The organism is Ruegeria sp. HKCCD6157 (assembly GCF_013110685.1).
Taxonomy (GTDB): Bacteria; Pseudomonadota; Alphaproteobacteria; order Rhodobacterales; family Rhodobacteraceae; genus Ruegeria.
This window is the reverse complement of record NZ_WVRB01000001.1, coordinates 1,140,711-1,157,032: the sequence shown is the minus strand read 5'-3', so window position 1 is coordinate 1,157,032 and position 16,322 is coordinate 1,140,711. Positions and strand designations below refer to the sequence as shown.

Below are 16,322 nucleotides of genomic sequence, written 5' to 3'. Positions count from 1 at the left end.
GAGAATCGGATTCTTTGCGATTTCCGGCAAGAAATCAGACCGCAAAGCACGTCTTCCCCGACGATAATCTCTGTATTCCCCGAACAAAGCCCAATCTTTTTGCATTTTCGCCGCCGCTTGCGTATCGATTCGTCCATGCAAAGACTCCGACATCTGGTCTCGCTGACCTATGCGCAGAAATTGTCGCTGGTGGCGGCAATCCCGCTGGTCGTGGCCGTGGCGGCAATCGCCATGCTTGTCACATACGAGGCCCGCGCGACCGCCGAACGTGAGATCGAGGCGCTGGAACGCAGCCTGATCGAAGCCAAGAAGGAAGAGCTGCGCAACTACGTGACACAGGCGCGCAACGGGTTCGCCTACATCTATGGCCGGGCCGAGCCTGATGACGAGGTCGCAAAAAACCTCGTGTCCCAAATCCTGTCGGCAATGATCTATGGCCAGGATGGGTTCTTCTTTGTCTATGATTATGACGGCAACAATCTGGTCAGCCCCCGCCAGACGCAGTTCATCAACCGAAACTGGGAAGGGCTGACGGACAGCGACGGCACTCCGATCGTTGACGAGTTCATCCGCCTCGCCCGCCAGGGGGCCGGTTGGCACAGCTTCATGTGGCAAAAGCCCTCGACCGGAGAGGAAGCGCAGATGATCGCCTATGTCGTCGGGCTTCAGGACTGGCGCTGGGTCGTGGGAACCGGAGTCTTCATCGACGACATCGTTGCAACGGTCGCCAACGCCAGGGCCGAGGTCGAGGCCCGCGTTCAGCGCACCTTCATGTATATCGGCGCGATCGTTGTGGCGGCGGTGCTCATCGTCTTTGCATCCGGCATGTTGCTGAACATCCGCGAGCGCAGACTTGCGGACGCCAAGCTGAAGGAACTGACCCAGCGCGTCTTCGATGCCCAGGAAGAAGAACGAGGCCGGGTTGCCCGCGAACTGCATGACGGCATCAGCCAGATTCTGGTCGGTGTACGCTATGCGCTGGACAACGCGCGGCGCCGCCTGTCCCGCGGTGATGACGCGGGCGCACGCGATCCGCTGGACAAAGGGATTGACCATCTTGGCACCGCCATCACCGAGGTCCGCCGCATCAGTCGCGACCTGCGCCCCGGCGTGCTGGACGATCTGGGCCTTGGGCCCGCACTGAAAGCTCTGACCGACGATTTCCGGGACCGCACCGGGATCGAGACGGAATTCTCGACCGTGGTGTTCCGCAACCGGCTGGATCAGGACAGCAAGATTGCCCTGTATCGCATCGCGCAAGAGGCGCTGACCAATATCGAGCGCCACTCTGGCGCCACGCATGTTACGATAGACCTGCGCGGGCACAAGAAAGGTGCAACCATGCGGATCACCGACAATGGCCGGGGCATGCGGACCGATCCGGGCACTCCCAGCACCGGGATCGGGTTGCGCAACATGCAAGAGCGCATCGAACAGCTTGACGGGTCCCTGCGCATTCTGTCATCACGCGGACCGCGTGGCGGCACCGTCATCGAAGTCAGCCTGCCGCTGAGCCACCTTCTGCCGCCGCAGGAAGACGCAACACCGAACCGAAAGGCCGGCACATGAGCGCCGAAAGCATCCGAGTTCTTATCGTCGACGACCATCCAATGGTGGCCGAGGGCATCCAGTCCATCCTTGAAAGCTATGATGAGATCCAAGTGGTCGGTACGCTTGGCAGCGGACAGGCGGCAGTGGATCAGGCTGTTGACCTTGCCCCGGATGTGATCCTGATGGATCTGAACATGCCCGGTCTCGGCGGTCTCAGCGCCACGGAAATCATCCTGGAACGATTGCCGGAAACACGCATCCTGATCCTGTCGATGCATGACAGCCCGGAATATATCTCGACCGCGCTCAGCCACGGTGCCAAAGGTTACGTGCTCAAGGACGTGCCCACGGAAGAGATCAAGCAGGCTATTGATGCCGTGATGCGGGGTGAACGGTATCTGTGTACAGGCGCCAGCGGATCGCTCAAGCCCAAGGGCGACAACGTGCGCGAAGCGCTGACCGGACGTGAACAGACCATTCTGCTGGAACTGGCGCAGGGCAAATCCAACAAGGAAGTTGCGCAAACGCTGGATATTTCCGTGCGGACGGTCGAAACGCACCGCAAGAATATCAAACGCAAACTCGGCATATCCTCAACCGCCGGGCTGACACGCTACGCTTTGGAACATGGCGTGCTGCAAGGGACTGGCGTCGGTTTCTGATCTGCACGCGCCCGCAGCGCGCAGCGCTGCCCGGCCCAACCAGAGGATACGCGCCACAGGCGTGTTGACGATGGGCGGGAGCGCTACCCGCCGGGTCAAAGACCTTCTCCGAAAAAAACCAATGTCCCGTCTTCGTCCAGAACGTGGAATTCACGCTGATTATAGGGCTGATTGAACGGCGGCCTGACACGGCCTTCGGGCAGATCGGCCAATCGGTCGCGCAGGCTGTCATAAAGCCCATCAATTTCTTCAACATCGATATAGAAGGAGTGTTCATCACCCAATGGCTTGCCGTCATCCCGCGGCGGGCACTCCAAAAGGCGGATCGCAACAGGACCACGTTTCAAAAAGGCATAATTGTCTTGCGTGAACCCACAGGTGAACCCAAGACGATCACAATAGAAGTCGATCTGGTCCTTCAGGGACGAGCACAACACAAATGGTGTAAGCTGCAAAATCTTGGGCATCTGACTCTCCGGACATCAATCAGATGCATTGTACCGAGGTTGACCACTCAATCCAGCAATTGATCCTTTCGCAGCCCCGCGCGCTTGTAGTGATGCGGCAAAACGCGGCCATACAATTGCTGCGTCCGTTCCACACCGCCACACATGCCTTCAGCCTCGACAAAGGAAAAGATGCCGACATAACGACGGCACATGCCACTGACCGGAGCAACCCGGTGCAATGAATACCGGCCCTTGAAAATCTGCAAATCCCCCGGCTGCAGTTCCAGCCGACGAACCCGCCCCATGTTCCCATCGAGAACCGAGGCTACCAGATCAAAGTTTTCATTTTCCGCCGTCCGCAGGTTGGGTGCGTATTCGAACGCGCCGCCCGTCTCTCCGTTCTGGATGGCCAGCGTCACGGTATAGTTGTTGGTGTCGAAATGCCAGGGAAAGCCCTGCCCTTCTTCCACGACATTGATGATCACGTCCGCCAATGGATCATCGTAGCGGAAAAAGCGGTCTTCGGGTTCATTCAGGGCATCGCGGACAAAGGGAAGAAAGCCGTCGAACTCGTAAATGCGCCGCAGCGGGCCGGATTTCGAAAGATTGTCGGCCGGAACAAAGGCGTTCGAACGATCATAGAACCGGCGGATCGGATGGGCGATGCCAAGCCTTGGGTCGTCCTTCGTGAAATAGGCGTTGGTTCTTTTGAAGGACCGGTGCGCCTTGGGCGCCACCCCCTCGGCTTCTTGCACCAGAAGCTTGACCCCTGCTTCGTGCACGAAACCCGGCAGAACAGCACATCCATCCTGTTCCAACTCGCGTCTCAAATCCTCGATCAGCCGATCATAAGCCGGTGAATCCGGACGATCTATTGGATAGCGGCCAAGATCAACCAGGTCCTGCAACATTTTTCGCCTCCGGGTTTTGCCCTTTGCACGTTCAGCGTGGCGCAGAAAAAAGTAATGATCATGCCCGTTTCGGACATCGGCCTGACGCTTTCAGACCGCCTTATCCGCACACAAAACGGCCAATTTTCACGCCGATTTCCCGGAAATTCCCGACATGCGGCAATCTGCGCAATAAAATGTCGCAAAATACCGCTGCCGAGATAGAAAATTGGTGCAATTGCCTGTTGACGCCCCTTCCCCCCGACCATAATGTCGCCTCCAAGCAAAAAGGAGCCTCTGGCGATGAGAACGCTAGTCGTAATCGTAGGAACCACGCGCATGGGCCGGTAACGGTAAACCATAATCGAACCCATGCGCCTCCGAAAAATCGGGGGCTTTTTTTTGTCGAACGCAAGACACATGTCGCGAACGGAGCAAAGCAGATGACACGTGAGATGACCGGCGCAAAGATGGTGGTTCAGGCCCTCAAGGATCAGGGCGTGGACACGGTATTCGGATACCCCGGTGGCGCCGTGCTACCGATCTATGATGAGATCTTTCTGCAAAACGACATTCGCCACATTCTGGTGCGTCACGAACAGGGCGCGATCCACGCGGCCGAAGGCTATGCCCGATCGACGGGAAAACCGGGCGTCGCGCTTGTCACCTCCGGCCCCGGTGCCACCAATGCTGTCACCGGTCTGACCGATGCGTTGCTAGATTCGATCCCGATCGTCGTTCTGACCGGGCAAGTCCCGACCTTCATGATCGGATCGGATGCGTTTCAGGAGGCCGACACCGTAGGCATCACCCGCCCCTGCACCAAGCATAACTGGCTGGTGAAGGACACGGACTCGCTGGCTGAAACCCTGCACGAGGCATTCCATGTCGCCACCTCGGGCCGCCCCGGCCCGGTGCTGATCGACATCCCGAAGGATGTGCAGTTCGCGTCGGGCGAATATGCCAGCCCGAAACCTTCGACCTCGCATTACCAACCCGCGATGAAAGGAGATCTGGAAGAGATCACCGAGCTGGTTGCCGCGATGGAAACCGCAAAGAAACCGATCTTTTATACCGGCGGTGGTGTTATCAATTCCGGCCCCGCGGCCAGCCAGTTGCTGCGTGAACTGGTGGATGCAACGGGCTTTCCGATCACCTCAACCCTGATGGGACTTGGCGCCTATCCTGCCTCGGGCGAAAATTGGTTGGGAATGCTCGGCATGCACGGCCTTTATGAGGCCAATATGGCGATGCATGATTGCGATCTGATGATCAATATCGGTGCGCGGTTCGATGACCGGATCACCGGGCGTATCGATGCGTTTTCGCCGAACTCGAAAAAAGCGCATATCGACATCGACCCGTCCTCGATCAACAAGGTCATACGGGTCGACATCCCGATCGTCGGCGACGTGGCGCATGTGCTCGAGGATATTCTGAAGATCTGGAAGTCGCGCGGCCGCAAGACGGACGCCGCGAATGTCAAACAATGGCAGAACCAGATCGCCGAGTGGCGCAAGATCAACTGCCTGGCCTTCACCAACAGCGAAAAGTCGATCAAACCGCAATACGCGCTGCAACGCCTTGAAGAACTGACAAAAAAGCATGATCGCTACATCACCACCGAGGTGGGTCAGCACCAGATGTGGGCGGCGCAGTACCTTGGGTTCGAAGACCCCAACCGCTGGATGACATCGGGTGGTCTGGGCACGATGGGTTATGGGTTCCCCGCCTCGATCGGCGTTCAGATGGCGCATCCGGATGCTCTGGTGATCAATGTCGCCGGCGAGGCCAGCTGGCTGATGAACATGCAGGAAATGGGCACCGCCGTTCAGTATCGCTTGCCGGTGAAACAGTTCATCCTGAACAACGAACGCCTCGGCATGGTCCGCCAATGGCAGGAGTTGCTGCATGGCGAGCGCTATTCGCATTCCTGGTCCGAGGCCCTGCCCGATTTCGTGAAACTGGCTGAAGCCTTCGGTGCCAAAGGTATCCTGTGTTCCGACCCCGCCGATCTGGATGACGCGATCATGGAGATGATCGATTACGACGGTCCGGTGATCTTTGATTGTCTGGTCGAAAAGCACGAGAACTGCTTCCCCATGATCCCGTCGGGCAAAGCCCATAACGAGATGCTGCTGGGTGAGGCCGAGACGCAGGGCGTGATCGACTCCAAAGGTTCGGTTCTGGTTTAACGAAATTCGACGGATTTGGTTGAGTGCCGCGCTGTACCCAACCTGTCAAGGATGATGAAAGGGACGTAAATGTCTGCCCTACATATCAAAAAAGGCTCTACCCGCCATTCGGCCTATAACCTACGGCCCACCTTCTCGGACGTTCAGGAACGCCATACCATCGCGGTTCTGGTCGAAAACGAGCCCGGAGTGCTGGCCCGTGTCATCGGCCTTTTCTCGGGTCGTGGTTACAACATCGAAAGCCTTACGGTGGCCGAGGTTGATCATACCGGCCACCTGAGCCGCATCACCATCGTCACCACCGGCACGCCCCAAGTCATCGAACAGATCAAGGCGCAGCTTGGCAGGATTGTCTCGGTGCGTGATGTGCATGATCTGACGGTCGAGGGCGCCTCGGTCGAGCGTGAACTGGCGATCATCAAGGTTGTCGGCGAAGGCGATAAACGGGTCGAAGCCCTGCGACTGGCCGATATCTTCCGCGCCAATGTTGTCGACAGCACACTCAATTCCTTCATCTTCGAAATCACCGGTGCGCCCGACAAGATCGACGCATTTGCCGACCTGATGCGCCCGCTGGGCCTGATGGAAATCGCGCGTACTGGCGTGGCGGCCCTGCTGCGCGGCGATTGATCGAACTGTCCCGCCTTGGCACTTGTCTTGCAGCCAAGGCGGGAACACTTTTTAGGGTGGCTGGTCCTTTCAAATTCAACTCTTGCGATCTGAATGCGCTATAATTGCCATAAGGTCGGCTTTTCCCGAAAAAGATCAGGCATTTTCAGATAAAGCCTATTGCCTTTACACATGAGGGCGTTAGCCTCGAAGCTGCAACGCGACGTGGGGATACGTTGCTTGGGGTCATTCTGTACGATTTCAAAAATGCACAGGGCTTCGGCTTAAGTGCGACGATGGTTTCTTTCAGAAACTAAGCAAGACGTGGGCACCCATGACTGACGATATTCGTAGTCCGGCTGAGATTCGCGCAATGTTTGGTGCGAACCTTCGGCAATTGGCGAAGCGATATCGCTCGATCTCGGCGCTGTGCCGACAACTTGGCGTAAACCGTACCCAGTTCAACAGATATCTTTCCGGTGAAAGCGTACCCAGACCGGATGTGCTGGACCGTATATGCAGGTTTTTCGATGTCGATGCCCGCATTCTTCTGAAACCGCTGGACGAGATTGAGAAGATCGAAGAACACCCTGCAACTCCGGCCCTGACAGAGTTTCTGGGCTCGGGTGCGGATGCGATCGAGAAATCCCCGTTTTCCCCCGGGTTCTACGCGGTGATCGAAAGCCTGTCGGCTGAACACCGGATGACCCTGCTGCACGCCCGTCCCTTGGCCCAATGTACGTTGATCCGTGGCTACGTGTCGCGAGCAGCAATGCCCGAGGCACCCCCGAAGGCGCGGGAAATACAGGGGATAGCAGCCTCAAGCGGTGACACTGTCTATATGCTGACCTCCCAGCGGGAAGGTCAGAACAGCCGGGTCTATCTGATCTCTCCGGACCCCACGGGAACGGCAGTTCATTGGCGTGGGTCGGTCATCAGCCCGACAAATGCGACAACGCCCGAACCCGTTGTGCTAAAATACCTTGGGCACGACTCGACGGCCATTTTTGCTGCTGCGCGATTGTCGACGAACAATGTGGCTCAGAACCTGTAACCTACCGCCTCAGGTTGGTGTTTCCTCTTCATCATTCTGCGTGATCTGCCGGTACAGATGCCAACTGGCATGTCCCAGCAAAGGCAGTACCACCAGCAGCCCCAGAAACCAGGGCACCATCGCCAGAAATGTCAGCACCGCGATGAAGGCACCCCAGGCCAGCATCACCGGAAAGTTCTCTGACACGTAGGTAAAGCTGGTGATCATGGCCGTTACGAAGTCCAGCTCGCGGTCCAGCAGCAGAGGGATCGACAGAACGGTGATCATGTACAGAACGGTTGCAAAAACCGCCCCGACGGCCGTGCCGACGGCCAGCATTGTCAGGCCATTCAATGTCAGAAACACCTCAAGCGAGGTCGACACGTTGGTCATCGTCGCCAACCCCATGAACAGGGCAAAAATCATGTGACCCAGAAAAAACCAGAAAAGAAACACGACAACTATGATCGCGCAGATCGAGGGCAATTGTCGGCGGCTTTGCTGCATCACGACCCCGAAGATCGCGCCAAAGTCGAGCGGCTCGCCTTGTTCCAGCCTGTGCGACACCTCGTACAGACCAACAGCGGCAAACGGGCCGATCAGCGGAAACCCGATGGCCGCCAGCACCAGCCAAAAGGTTGTTCCGGTCTGAATTGTCACCCATGCCATCGCCCACCCGGACAGTACGTAAAACCCCGCAAAAATAAGGCCGAACAGCGGTGCGCGGCGAAAGTCGGCCCAGGCGCTCTGCAATGCAGTCCGCAGCATGGCAGTATCGACCGGTCGCATATCCGGAACACCAAAGGGTTTGTCCATGTTGTCTTCCTCCTCCCTGACCGGCGTTATTGCATCGCCGGCCTCTTGTTCGGCCAATTGGTTTCGGCGTGGTAAGCCGCACCGACTGACAATAGTTTCCGATCCGATCCTCTGGGCCCGAACAATTGAAACCCCATTGGCAGCCCCTGCGTGCCAAACCCCGCGGGCGCAGCAAGGCATGGCAGGCCGATCAGGCTGACCGGTATCGTGACATGCATCCATCGGTGATAGGTATCCATGGTCCGGCCCGCGATCTCTGTCGGGTAAGGCAAATCAACCGAAAACGGCCAGATCTGAGCAGACGGCAGAACCAACGCGTCAAACTGTTCGAACAGGTTCGCCGCGCAACGGAACCATTCCGAGCGGATGACACTGGCGTGGTGCACCTCCATTGCACTCATTGCCAGACCCCGATCCAGTTCCCATTGCACCGAGTCTTTCAAATGTTCCTTTTGCGACGCCAAGGGTTCCAGCCCGGCGGCCACGCTGAACGACCGCAAGGTGATCCAGCTGGTCCAGAGTTTTTCGGCATCGAAAGGCGGGGCGACGTCCTCAACCCGCGCGCCACGTGTTTCGAACACGTCCATCGCGTCTTTGCAGATGTCAAGAATACCGGGCTCGGTCGGAAAAGCGCCGCCCCAGTCGCCAAGCCACCCGATCCGCAGCCCTTGCAGATCTGCGGCGGTCACCGGCGACACCGGCGCACTTTCAACGGCCAGCGGCAAGCGCGGGTCCGGACCCGAGATGACATCAAGCAGAACACCCAGATCCTCGGGGCAGCGCGCCATGGGGCCCAGTGTCGACAACTGGTGCAAAAAGCTGTCCCCGACGGGATCGGAAGGCACCCTGCCCCAGCTTGGCCGAAAGCCATAAACGTTGTTCCAGGCAGCAGGGTTGCGCAAGCTGCCCATCATGTCCGAGCCATCGGCCAGCGCAACCATGCCCGTCGCCAAGGCAACCGCCGCCCCGCCGGATGAGCCACCGCAGGTACGGTCGGCATCATAAGGGTTGCGCGTTGCCCCATAGACCGGATTGAACGTGTGCGATCCCAGCCCAAATTCCGGCGTATTGGTCTTTCCGATCAGGATGGCACCGGCTTGCCGCATCCGCGCGGCGATCAGATCGTCACTGGCTGGCACGTGGTCTTGAAAAACGGGTGATCCTTGCGACGAGACGACACCCGCCACATTCACAAGATCCTTGACTGCGATTGGAAGACCGTGCAGCGGGCCGGTGATCGGGCCGTCGTCACAGGCCTTCGCCTCGGCCATCAAACCATCTGAATCCCTTAATGCGACGATGGCATTCACCTCACCATTGACCTTGGCGATGCGATCCAGCGTGGCCTGCATCACGTCCGAGGCTGAAACCTGCCGGTTGGCCAACTGTTTCAAAAGGTCTGTAGCCGATATCCGGGTCAGGTCCATGACGCGCCAATCCATTGTCGTTTCCGGCAGCCTAGCGGGCAGCTCGGATCATTTAAACCCACTGTTTAAATGTATCTTTTCAGTGAAGTCTCAGACGGCAATGTCAGCGCGCTGATCTGCGAAAATGCAGGTTGCTGTCAGCCCCAAGCCAGTAGCGCAGGCAAAGAACGATCACGAGGCAGCTGAGCACCAGCCAGATCCCACCCCACAACATGGCAGAGCCACCGAATTCCTCGGCCAGCATGAATGCATCCGAGCGCGCGCCAGACCGTCGGATCGTGTCATCGAAGATGTCGAAAGGGACATAGATCATACTGGTCAATCCGATCACACGCAGCACCAGATCGCTTGCATCGGGACGCAGATACCACGCCGCAGCAATCATCGCAGCCCCGGTTCCGATGCTGAAAACAAGGGCGAACGGGTCGCGGATATTCAGCACCGCCACCAGACACATGACGCCGCCAAAACCCGCCAGAACGGCGCGGTCGGCCCTTGTTCGCAAGGCAAGGATCAAAAGGGCCATGCCAAGCGCCAGTGAACCAAGATACCCGGCAGACAGGCTGAGAAAGCGATTGCCGCCCCGGCCGACGACAACGCCGCCCTGTTGTGATGAGATCGAAAAGCTCTCGACCGAGCCGCCCGTCATCAGGATCGTCACCGCATGAGACAACTCATGCAGAAAGACGACCAGTATCTTCAGCGGAACCGCGACCGGTGTATTCCAGAGCAGAAACACCAGGGCCGTGATCAGGATAAGCTGCCAATGCCCTTTCAGAACGCTCAGGAAAGGGCTGTTACGCTTCACCTCAGCTGTCGCCCTGGGCCTCGGAGCGGCTCTTGCCCGCCACGTTCAGGGCCAGTGTGGCCGCCATGAAGCCGTCCAGATCGCCGTCCAGTACACCCTTGGTATCCGAGGTCTCGTAATTGGTCCGCAGGTCTTTGACCATCTGGTAGGGCTGCAAGACATATGACCGGATCTGGTTGCCCCAGCCCGCATCCCCCTTGGCTTCATGTGCCGCGTTTATGTCGGCGTTCCGGCGGTCCAGTTCCAGTTGATACAAGCGCGATTTCAGAGCCTTCATGGCGATATCGCGGTTCTGGTGCTGCGACTTCTCGGACGAGGTCACGACAATCCCGGTCGGAATGTGCGTGATCCGTACGGCCGAGTCCGTGGTGTTCACGTGCTGACCACCGGCACCCGATGACCGGTAGGTGTCGATGCGGATATCGGCGGGGTTCACCTCGATCTCGATATTGTCGTCGACCACGGGATAGACCCAGACCGAACAGAACGAGGTGTGCCGCTTGGCCGCCGAGTCAAAAGGCGAAATCCGCACCAGCCGGTGCACGCCGCTTTCGGATTTCAGCCAGCCATAAGCGTTGTGCCCCGAAATCTTGTACGCAGCGGATTTGATCCCTGCCTCTTCGCCCGGGGTTTCGGACTGAAGCTCGACCGTATAGCCTTTTTTCTCGGCCCAGCGCACATACATCCGCGCCAGCATCGAGGCCCAGTCGCAGCTTTCGGTTCCGCCCGCGCCCGAGTTGATCTCGAGGAAGGTGTCGTTGCTGTCGGCCTCACCGTCAAGCAGCGCCTCAAGCTCTTTCTTCGCGGCCTTGGCCTGAAGCGCCTTGATCGCGGCTTCGGCGTCCTGGACAACTTCTTCGTCTTCTTCCATTTCGCCCAGTTCAATCAGTTCGATATTGTCGCTGAGATCGGTTTTGATGGACTCGTAGGTCTCGATCGCGTCGACCAGCATCTGCCGCTCGCGCATCAGTTTCTGCGCCTTTTCCGGATTGTCCCACAGGTTGGGATCTTCGACACGCGCATTGAATTCCTCAAGGCGATGCGGCGCGGTCTCATAGTCCATGCGCTGCGCCAGCAGCTCCAGCGACTTTTCGATTTCCGCCACAGTGTTCTGGGTTTCGGCGCGCATGGTCTTGTCCCAACTTGCTCAATCAGGCCTGCGTGATAGCAAGAGGTGCGAGACACCACAAGACGGGCTGAGCGTGAATGCCAGGCACATTCCAAGAGTTTCTGGACCGATGGGAATTGCATCAACCGGAACTGGTTGCCGAGGCAGCCCAGGCGCGGGTGTGGAAGGTACGGTCGGAACACGGGCCCGCCGCCCTGAAACTCTATCGCGAACCGGATCGCGGCAACGAAGAACCCGGGACCGCGCTGTTGAAAGCCTGGCATGACCGGGGCGCGGTTCGGGTTCTCAACGAGGAACGGAATGCCGTTCTGATGGAATGGCTGGAAGGCCCGTCTTTGGGGGACATTGCGCGGGCAGGACGTCCTGAAGACGCTGTTGCGATCCTTGCAGAAACGGCGGCGCGCCTGCATGGGAAGGCCACCGCTGACGTCGGTGGCTTGAAACCCCTGAACCAGGTGTTCGCCCCTTTGTTCGGCTGCACCTTTGCTCCGGCCTGCTCAACCCGTCTGCGCAAGGACATGCTGTCCGCCACAAATCTGGGTCAGCACCTGTTGATCAGCCAGCCCACGCCGGTACCCCTGCACGGGGATCTTCACCCGGACAACATTATTCTGACCCACAATGGCCCGCGGGTTTTCGACGCCAAAGGATATGCAGGAGATCCGGCCTTTGAGCTGGCAAATGCTCTCCGGCACCCAAAAGGCATGACCGATTTGGTGCGCGATCCCCGGCAGATCGAATCCTGCCTGTCGCTCTATTCCGAAGCCATGAATGTTTCAAAGAAACGGCTGGCCCAATGGGCAGCCGTCAAATGCGCCTTGTCCATCTGCTGGCGATCCGACGGTGCCATCGAAAACGACCCGGAAGCCGACCTTTTGCGCCTTTTTTTGGACGCGGTCGGTCAATAAAGACCGCCGGTACTCAGATCGCCTTGCGTGGCCTTGGGGCCGACCGTGATGGTTTGTCCGGTGGAGGTTTGAACCTGCACACCTGCGCGCTGCGCTTCCTCGAACAAAGGCAGGTCGGAACCAATCGCAAAACCACCGTCATAAACACGGTCGATGAACCCATCGACACCGTCGCGGAAGAATTCGGCCACGACATAGTCACCGGTGGCGTCATCCGGCAGGCGGGCGCCGCTGAAACGGTCGATTTTGATGAAGTGGCCACCTTCTGGAACCTTGAATGGCCCACCGCCATACTTTTCGACGGCTTTTTCCATGAAGCTCTGGAACACCGGGCCGCACAAGGTACCACCATAAGCCCCCCGTCCCATCGGGCGCGGGCGGTCGTAACCAATATAGCAGCCCGCCACGATGTTCGAGGTGAAGCCGATGAACCATGCATCCTTGGATTCGTTGGTGGTTCCGGTCTTGCCAGCCGTCGGCACCGGCAGGTTCACATAGCGCGAGGCGGTGCCGCGATCCACCACGCCTTTCATCATGGACGTCAGCTGATAAGCCGTGATGGCATCCATGACCTGCGCGCGGTCCGTGACAAGGGTTGGGGCCTCGTCGGGCTCGAGCCAGGTCGAATTGCAATTCAGGCATTGACGATCATCATGACGATAGATGGTCTTGCCGAACCGGTCCTGAATACGGTCGACCAGTGTGGGTTCAACCCGCTGACCCCCGTTCGCGAACATCGCATAAGCGGCGACCATCTTGTACAGCGTCGTTTCTTCGGACCCCAGCGAGTTTGCAAGGAACGCGCCCATCCGGTCATAGACGCCAAAGCGTTCGGCGTAGCCTGCAACCACCGGCATCGTGACCTCTTGCGCCAGACGGATGGTCATCAGGTTCCGCGACTGCTCGATCCCGGTGCGCAAGGGCGTCGGCCCGTAGAACTTGTTTGACGAGTTCTTGGGCCGCCACAAGCCCTGTGGCGTGTTCACCTCGATCGGTGCGTCCACAACGATGGTTGCCGGGCTGTATCCGCTGTCCAGCGCGGCGGCATAGACAAAGGGTTTGAAGCTGGACCCCGGCTGGCGCTGTGCCTGCGTGGCGCGGTTGAAAACGGTATCCTGATAAGAAAACCCGCCCTGCATCGCCAGAACGCGGCCCGAGTTCACATCCATCGCCACAAAGGCGCCCTGAACTTCGGGCACCTGACGGGCAGACCACTGCCCCTCTTCGCCCTCGACAACAAGGATCACATCACCGCGTTTGAAGTTCGCCGCAAAATCACCCTGCATCCACTTGATATCGGACCGCGGAATGGTGCCATCGGCAGGGCCGTCTTCGATCCCGACGGTAAGCTGCTGATCCGAGACATTCAGAACCACGGCGGGATACCAGCGGGTCGGCAGCACCACATCGCGCGGGATTTCCAGAAGCGACAGCGCCTCGCGCCACTGTGCCTCATCCGCCAGTTTCTCTTCCGGGATCACTTCGCCGGTGCCGCGCCATTTCCCACGCGACCGGTCATATTTCTGCAACGCCGTGCGCAGGGCCTTTGCGGCCTCGACCTGCATTTCTTCGTCCACCGACGCACGAACCGTGAAGCCGCCGGTAAAGAACTCACCTTCACCAAAGTCCTCGCTCAGTTGGCGACGAATTTCATCTGTGAAGTAGTCGCGCGGCGGCAATGCGGTGCGGAAGCTTTCGAAATCGCCGTTCTGAACCGAGCGCAGCGGCATCTCGACCTCGGACTCATAGGTCGCCTGATCGATGTAACCGTTCTGGTACATCTCACGCAGCACATAGTTTCGGCGGGCCAGCAGGCGTTCCTTTTCCCGAACCGGGTGGTAATCCGACGGCGCCTTGGGCATCGCGGCCAGCATCGCGGCTTCGTGCGGGGCAAGTTCCTGCAAGGTCTTGTTGAAATAGGTCTGTGCGGCGGCCGTCACACCGTACGAGTTCTGACCCAGAAAGATCTCGTTCAGGTAGAGCTCAAGGATCTGCTCCTTGTCCAAGGTATCCTCGAGCCGAGTGGCGAGGATGATTTCCTTGATCTTGCGTTCTGCCCGGCGGTCGCCCGACAACAGGAAGTTCTTCATTACCTGCTGCGTAATGGTCGATGCACCCCGCACGGTCCCGCCTTTGGTGCGCACCGCTTCGACACCTGCCGCGACAATGCCGCGTGGGTCGTACCCCTGATGGGTATAGAAATTCTTGTCTTCCGCCGAAATAAACGCCTGCTTCACCAGATCGGGAATTTCCGCGGACGGCGTGAACAGGCGGCGTTCCTGCGCGAATTCGTCGATCAACTGGCCTTCGCCCGAATAGATCCGGCTGATCGTCGGGGGCTTGTACTGGGCCAGGGATTCGTGGCTGGGCAGGTCCCGGCCATACATCCAGAACACCGCACCGATCACCAGTGCGACCATGAAAATACCCAAGGTAACGATACTGAAGATCGCCCCGAAAAACGAAAGAATGAACCGGATCACGTTACTGCCTTTTTCTCGCGGTGGTGCCTATATAGTGTTGCACCGCCCAAGGGTCAAAACACCAAGCGTATTCTAGCCGTTTTGCGTCGCAAGGTCACTGGCCAATCAGGGATTTGCGGATCACATCCTGCTGACGCCAGTCTTCGATCCCCTGAAAGATACCCAAGGCCATTTTCGCCCGCCATTCCGAATCCCTGAGGTTTTCTCGATCTCTGGGGCTCGACAGAAATCCAAGTTCGACCAAAACAGACGGAATATCGGCCGCCTTGAGCACCGAGAACGAAGCGGTCCGCAGCGGTTTGCGGTTCATCGGCCCGCCTTGCTGGGCCATCCCGTTGGCGATCGCGCTGGCCAAGGACCTGGTCCGCGGCATCGTTTCCTGGCGCGCCAGATCAAGTAGAACATCGGCCACCTGATCATCGGCACCATTCAGATCGATACCCGAGATCAAATCCCCCCGATCATGCCGCTCGGCCAGTTTTGAACTGGCCACATCCGAAGCATCGGCCGACAGGGTATAGACGGCAGCCCCATGGGCCTGACCTTCCGAAAGGGAATCCGCATGCAGCGAAATGAACAGATCCACGCCAGCCCGATGCGCCAAGGCAATCCGGCGCTCCAACGAGACGAACTGGTCGTCAACCCGGGTCAGGACCACCTCATAACCTCCTGATCGCAAGAGAACTTCGCGCAGTTCGCGGGCAAAGGTCAGCATCAGGGTTTTTTCATCAACGCCGTCGATTTCGGCACCCGGATCAATCCCGCCATGCCCCGGATCGAGCATCACGCGCAACGGCCTGTCTGCCGAGCGCGCCGATGCCTGCGGCACATCAGCCGGTTCCGGCAGGTCCCATCCCGGGTTGCGCGGTGCACCTGCAGTTGCGTTGAACGTATCAAAATCCGTGCCCTTGAGGTTGAGAGACAGCATAGCCGACCCCGAAACCTCGGAAACTGACAATTCGGCAGTGTCTACGGTCATCGGAGCGCCCAGTTCCAACACCAGCCGCGACCAACCCGGAACATAGGCTCCGAATTGCACGCCGCTGACGCGTTCGGATTGCAGGAAATCCGTTCGGTTCAGCCCGGTCCAATCCACTTCGTTGAAGTCCAGAACCATCCGGTACGGATCCTGCAAGGTGAAGATCCGGTACGGCACCCCCTGGCTCAGGCCGATATCCACGCGAACGCCAGTTCGCCCCACATCCGTGATGCGGCTTTGGTCGGGTTGAACGCGTGCCAGCGCGCTGAAACCCTGCGCGACGGCACTGCCGCACAGCGCCCAGATCAGGGCGATGCAAATGAAGATCCTGCTCATGGCCTCAAGTTTTCCCGAGATCGTTTGCCGGGCAGCCTATACCACAA

Annotated in this window: 14 protein-coding genes; 6 read left to right on the top strand and 8 right to left on the bottom strand. The window is 58.7% G+C overall.

Translation table 11 applies throughout. The annotated features are described in order from the left end of the window. The first annotated feature begins 135 nt into the window (after positions 1 to 135). Positions 136 to 1,569, top strand: coding sequence for a cache domain-containing protein (locus tag GS612_RS05440; protein WP_171639316.1), 1,434 nt, complete (start codon positions 136 to 138; stop codon positions 1,567 to 1,569). Further along, the gene (locus GS612_RS05435; protein WP_171631808.1) at positions 1,566 to 2,213 is read left to right on the top strand and encodes a response regulator transcription factor; all 648 of its coding nucleotides are present in this window, start codon (positions 1,566 to 1,568) and stop codon (positions 2,211 to 2,213) included. The genes GS612_RS05440 and GS612_RS05435 overlap by 4 nt, the downstream gene beginning before the upstream one ends. A 95-nt stretch (positions 2,214 to 2,308) precedes the next feature. Here GS612_RS05435 and GS612_RS05430 read toward each other — a convergent pair whose 3' ends face one another. Together GS612_RS05430 and GS612_RS05425 are read right to left on the bottom strand one after the other, a co-directional pair. Next, positions 2,309 to 2,680, bottom strand: coding sequence for a VOC family protein (locus GS612_RS05430; protein ID WP_171639315.1), 372 nt, complete (start codon positions 2,678 to 2,680; stop codon positions 2,309 to 2,311). 47 nt (positions 2,681 to 2,727) lie between these two features. Beyond that, positions 2,728 to 3,573, bottom strand: a complete 846-nt coding sequence (locus GS612_RS05425) for a hypothetical protein (RefSeq protein WP_171639314.1) — start codon at positions 3,571 to 3,573, stop codon at positions 2,728 to 2,730. Positions 3,574 to 3,995: 422 nt separating this feature from the next. On the opposite strand from GS612_RS05425, the gene GS612_RS05415 reads away from it, so the two are divergent. The 3 genes from GS612_RS05415 to GS612_RS05405 all read left to right on the top strand — a co-directional run bounded on the left by GS612_RS05415 (position 3,996) and on the right by GS612_RS05405 (position 7,410). Continuing rightward, entirely contained in the window at positions 3,996 to 5,747 is a 1,752-nt protein-coding gene (locus GS612_RS05415; protein ID WP_171639312.1) for an acetolactate synthase 3 large subunit, read from the top strand. A gap of 69 nt (positions 5,748 to 5,816) precedes the next feature. Further along, positions 5,817 to 6,377: an acetolactate synthase small subunit gene (gene ilvN / locus GS612_RS05410; RefSeq protein ID WP_117868667.1), complete on the top strand. Its 561-nt coding sequence runs from the start codon at positions 5,817 to 5,819 to the stop codon at positions 6,375 to 6,377. Between the two features lie 313 nt (positions 6,378 to 6,690). Then, positions 6,691 to 7,410: a helix-turn-helix domain-containing protein gene (locus GS612_RS05405; protein WP_152458272.1), complete on the top strand. Its 720-nt coding sequence runs from the start codon at positions 6,691 to 6,693 to the stop codon at positions 7,408 to 7,410. A 9-nt stretch (positions 7,411 to 7,419) separates the two neighbouring features. Here the strand turns inward: GS612_RS05405 and GS612_RS05400 are convergent, their stop codons facing one another. The 4 genes from GS612_RS05400 to prfB all read right to left on the bottom strand — a co-directional run bounded on the left by GS612_RS05400 (position 7,420) and on the right by prfB (position 11,569). After that, positions 7,420 to 8,205, bottom strand: a complete 786-nt coding sequence (locus GS612_RS05400) for a DUF2189 domain-containing protein (RefSeq protein WP_171639311.1) — start codon at positions 8,203 to 8,205, stop codon at positions 7,420 to 7,422. Positions 8,206 to 8,231: 26 nt separating this feature from the next. Then, positions 8,232 to 9,632, bottom strand: coding sequence for an amidase (locus tag GS612_RS05395; RefSeq protein ID WP_171639966.1), 1,401 nt, complete (start codon positions 9,630 to 9,632; stop codon positions 8,232 to 8,234). 103 nt (positions 9,633 to 9,735) lie between these two features. Then, the gene (locus tag GS612_RS05390; RefSeq protein WP_371809299.1) at positions 9,736 to 10,440 is read right to left on the bottom strand and encodes a M50 family metallopeptidase; all 705 of its coding nucleotides are present in this window, start codon (positions 10,438 to 10,440) and stop codon (positions 9,736 to 9,738) included. Between the two features lies 1 nt (position 10,441). Then, entirely contained in the window at positions 10,442 to 11,569 is a 1,128-nt protein-coding gene (gene prfB, locus GS612_RS05385) for a peptide chain release factor 2 (protein WP_171362695.1), read from the bottom strand. A gap of 77 nt (positions 11,570 to 11,646) precedes the next feature. Between prfB and GS612_RS05380 the strand changes: the two genes are divergently transcribed. Next, a complete protein-coding gene (locus GS612_RS05380) occupies positions 11,647 to 12,477 on the top strand; it encodes an aminoglycoside phosphotransferase family protein (protein ID WP_171639310.1) in 831 nt (276 codons plus the stop codon). Here GS612_RS05380 and GS612_RS05375 read toward each other — a convergent pair. Both GS612_RS05375 and GS612_RS05370 read right to left on the bottom strand, forming a co-directional pair. Continuing rightward, complete coding sequence (locus tag GS612_RS05375; RefSeq protein ID WP_152458276.1) at positions 12,471 to 14,960, bottom strand: penicillin-binding protein 1A; 2,490 nt, start codon at positions 14,958 to 14,960, stop codon at positions 12,471 to 12,473. The genes GS612_RS05380 and GS612_RS05375 overlap by 7 nt on opposite strands. Before the next feature lie 94 nt (positions 14,961 to 15,054). Then, the gene (locus tag GS612_RS05370; RefSeq protein ID WP_171639309.1) at positions 15,055 to 16,275 is read right to left on the bottom strand and encodes an N-acetylmuramoyl-L-alanine amidase; all 1,221 of its coding nucleotides are present in this window, start codon (positions 16,273 to 16,275) and stop codon (positions 15,055 to 15,057) included. Positions 16,276 to 16,322 lie beyond the last annotated feature (47 nt).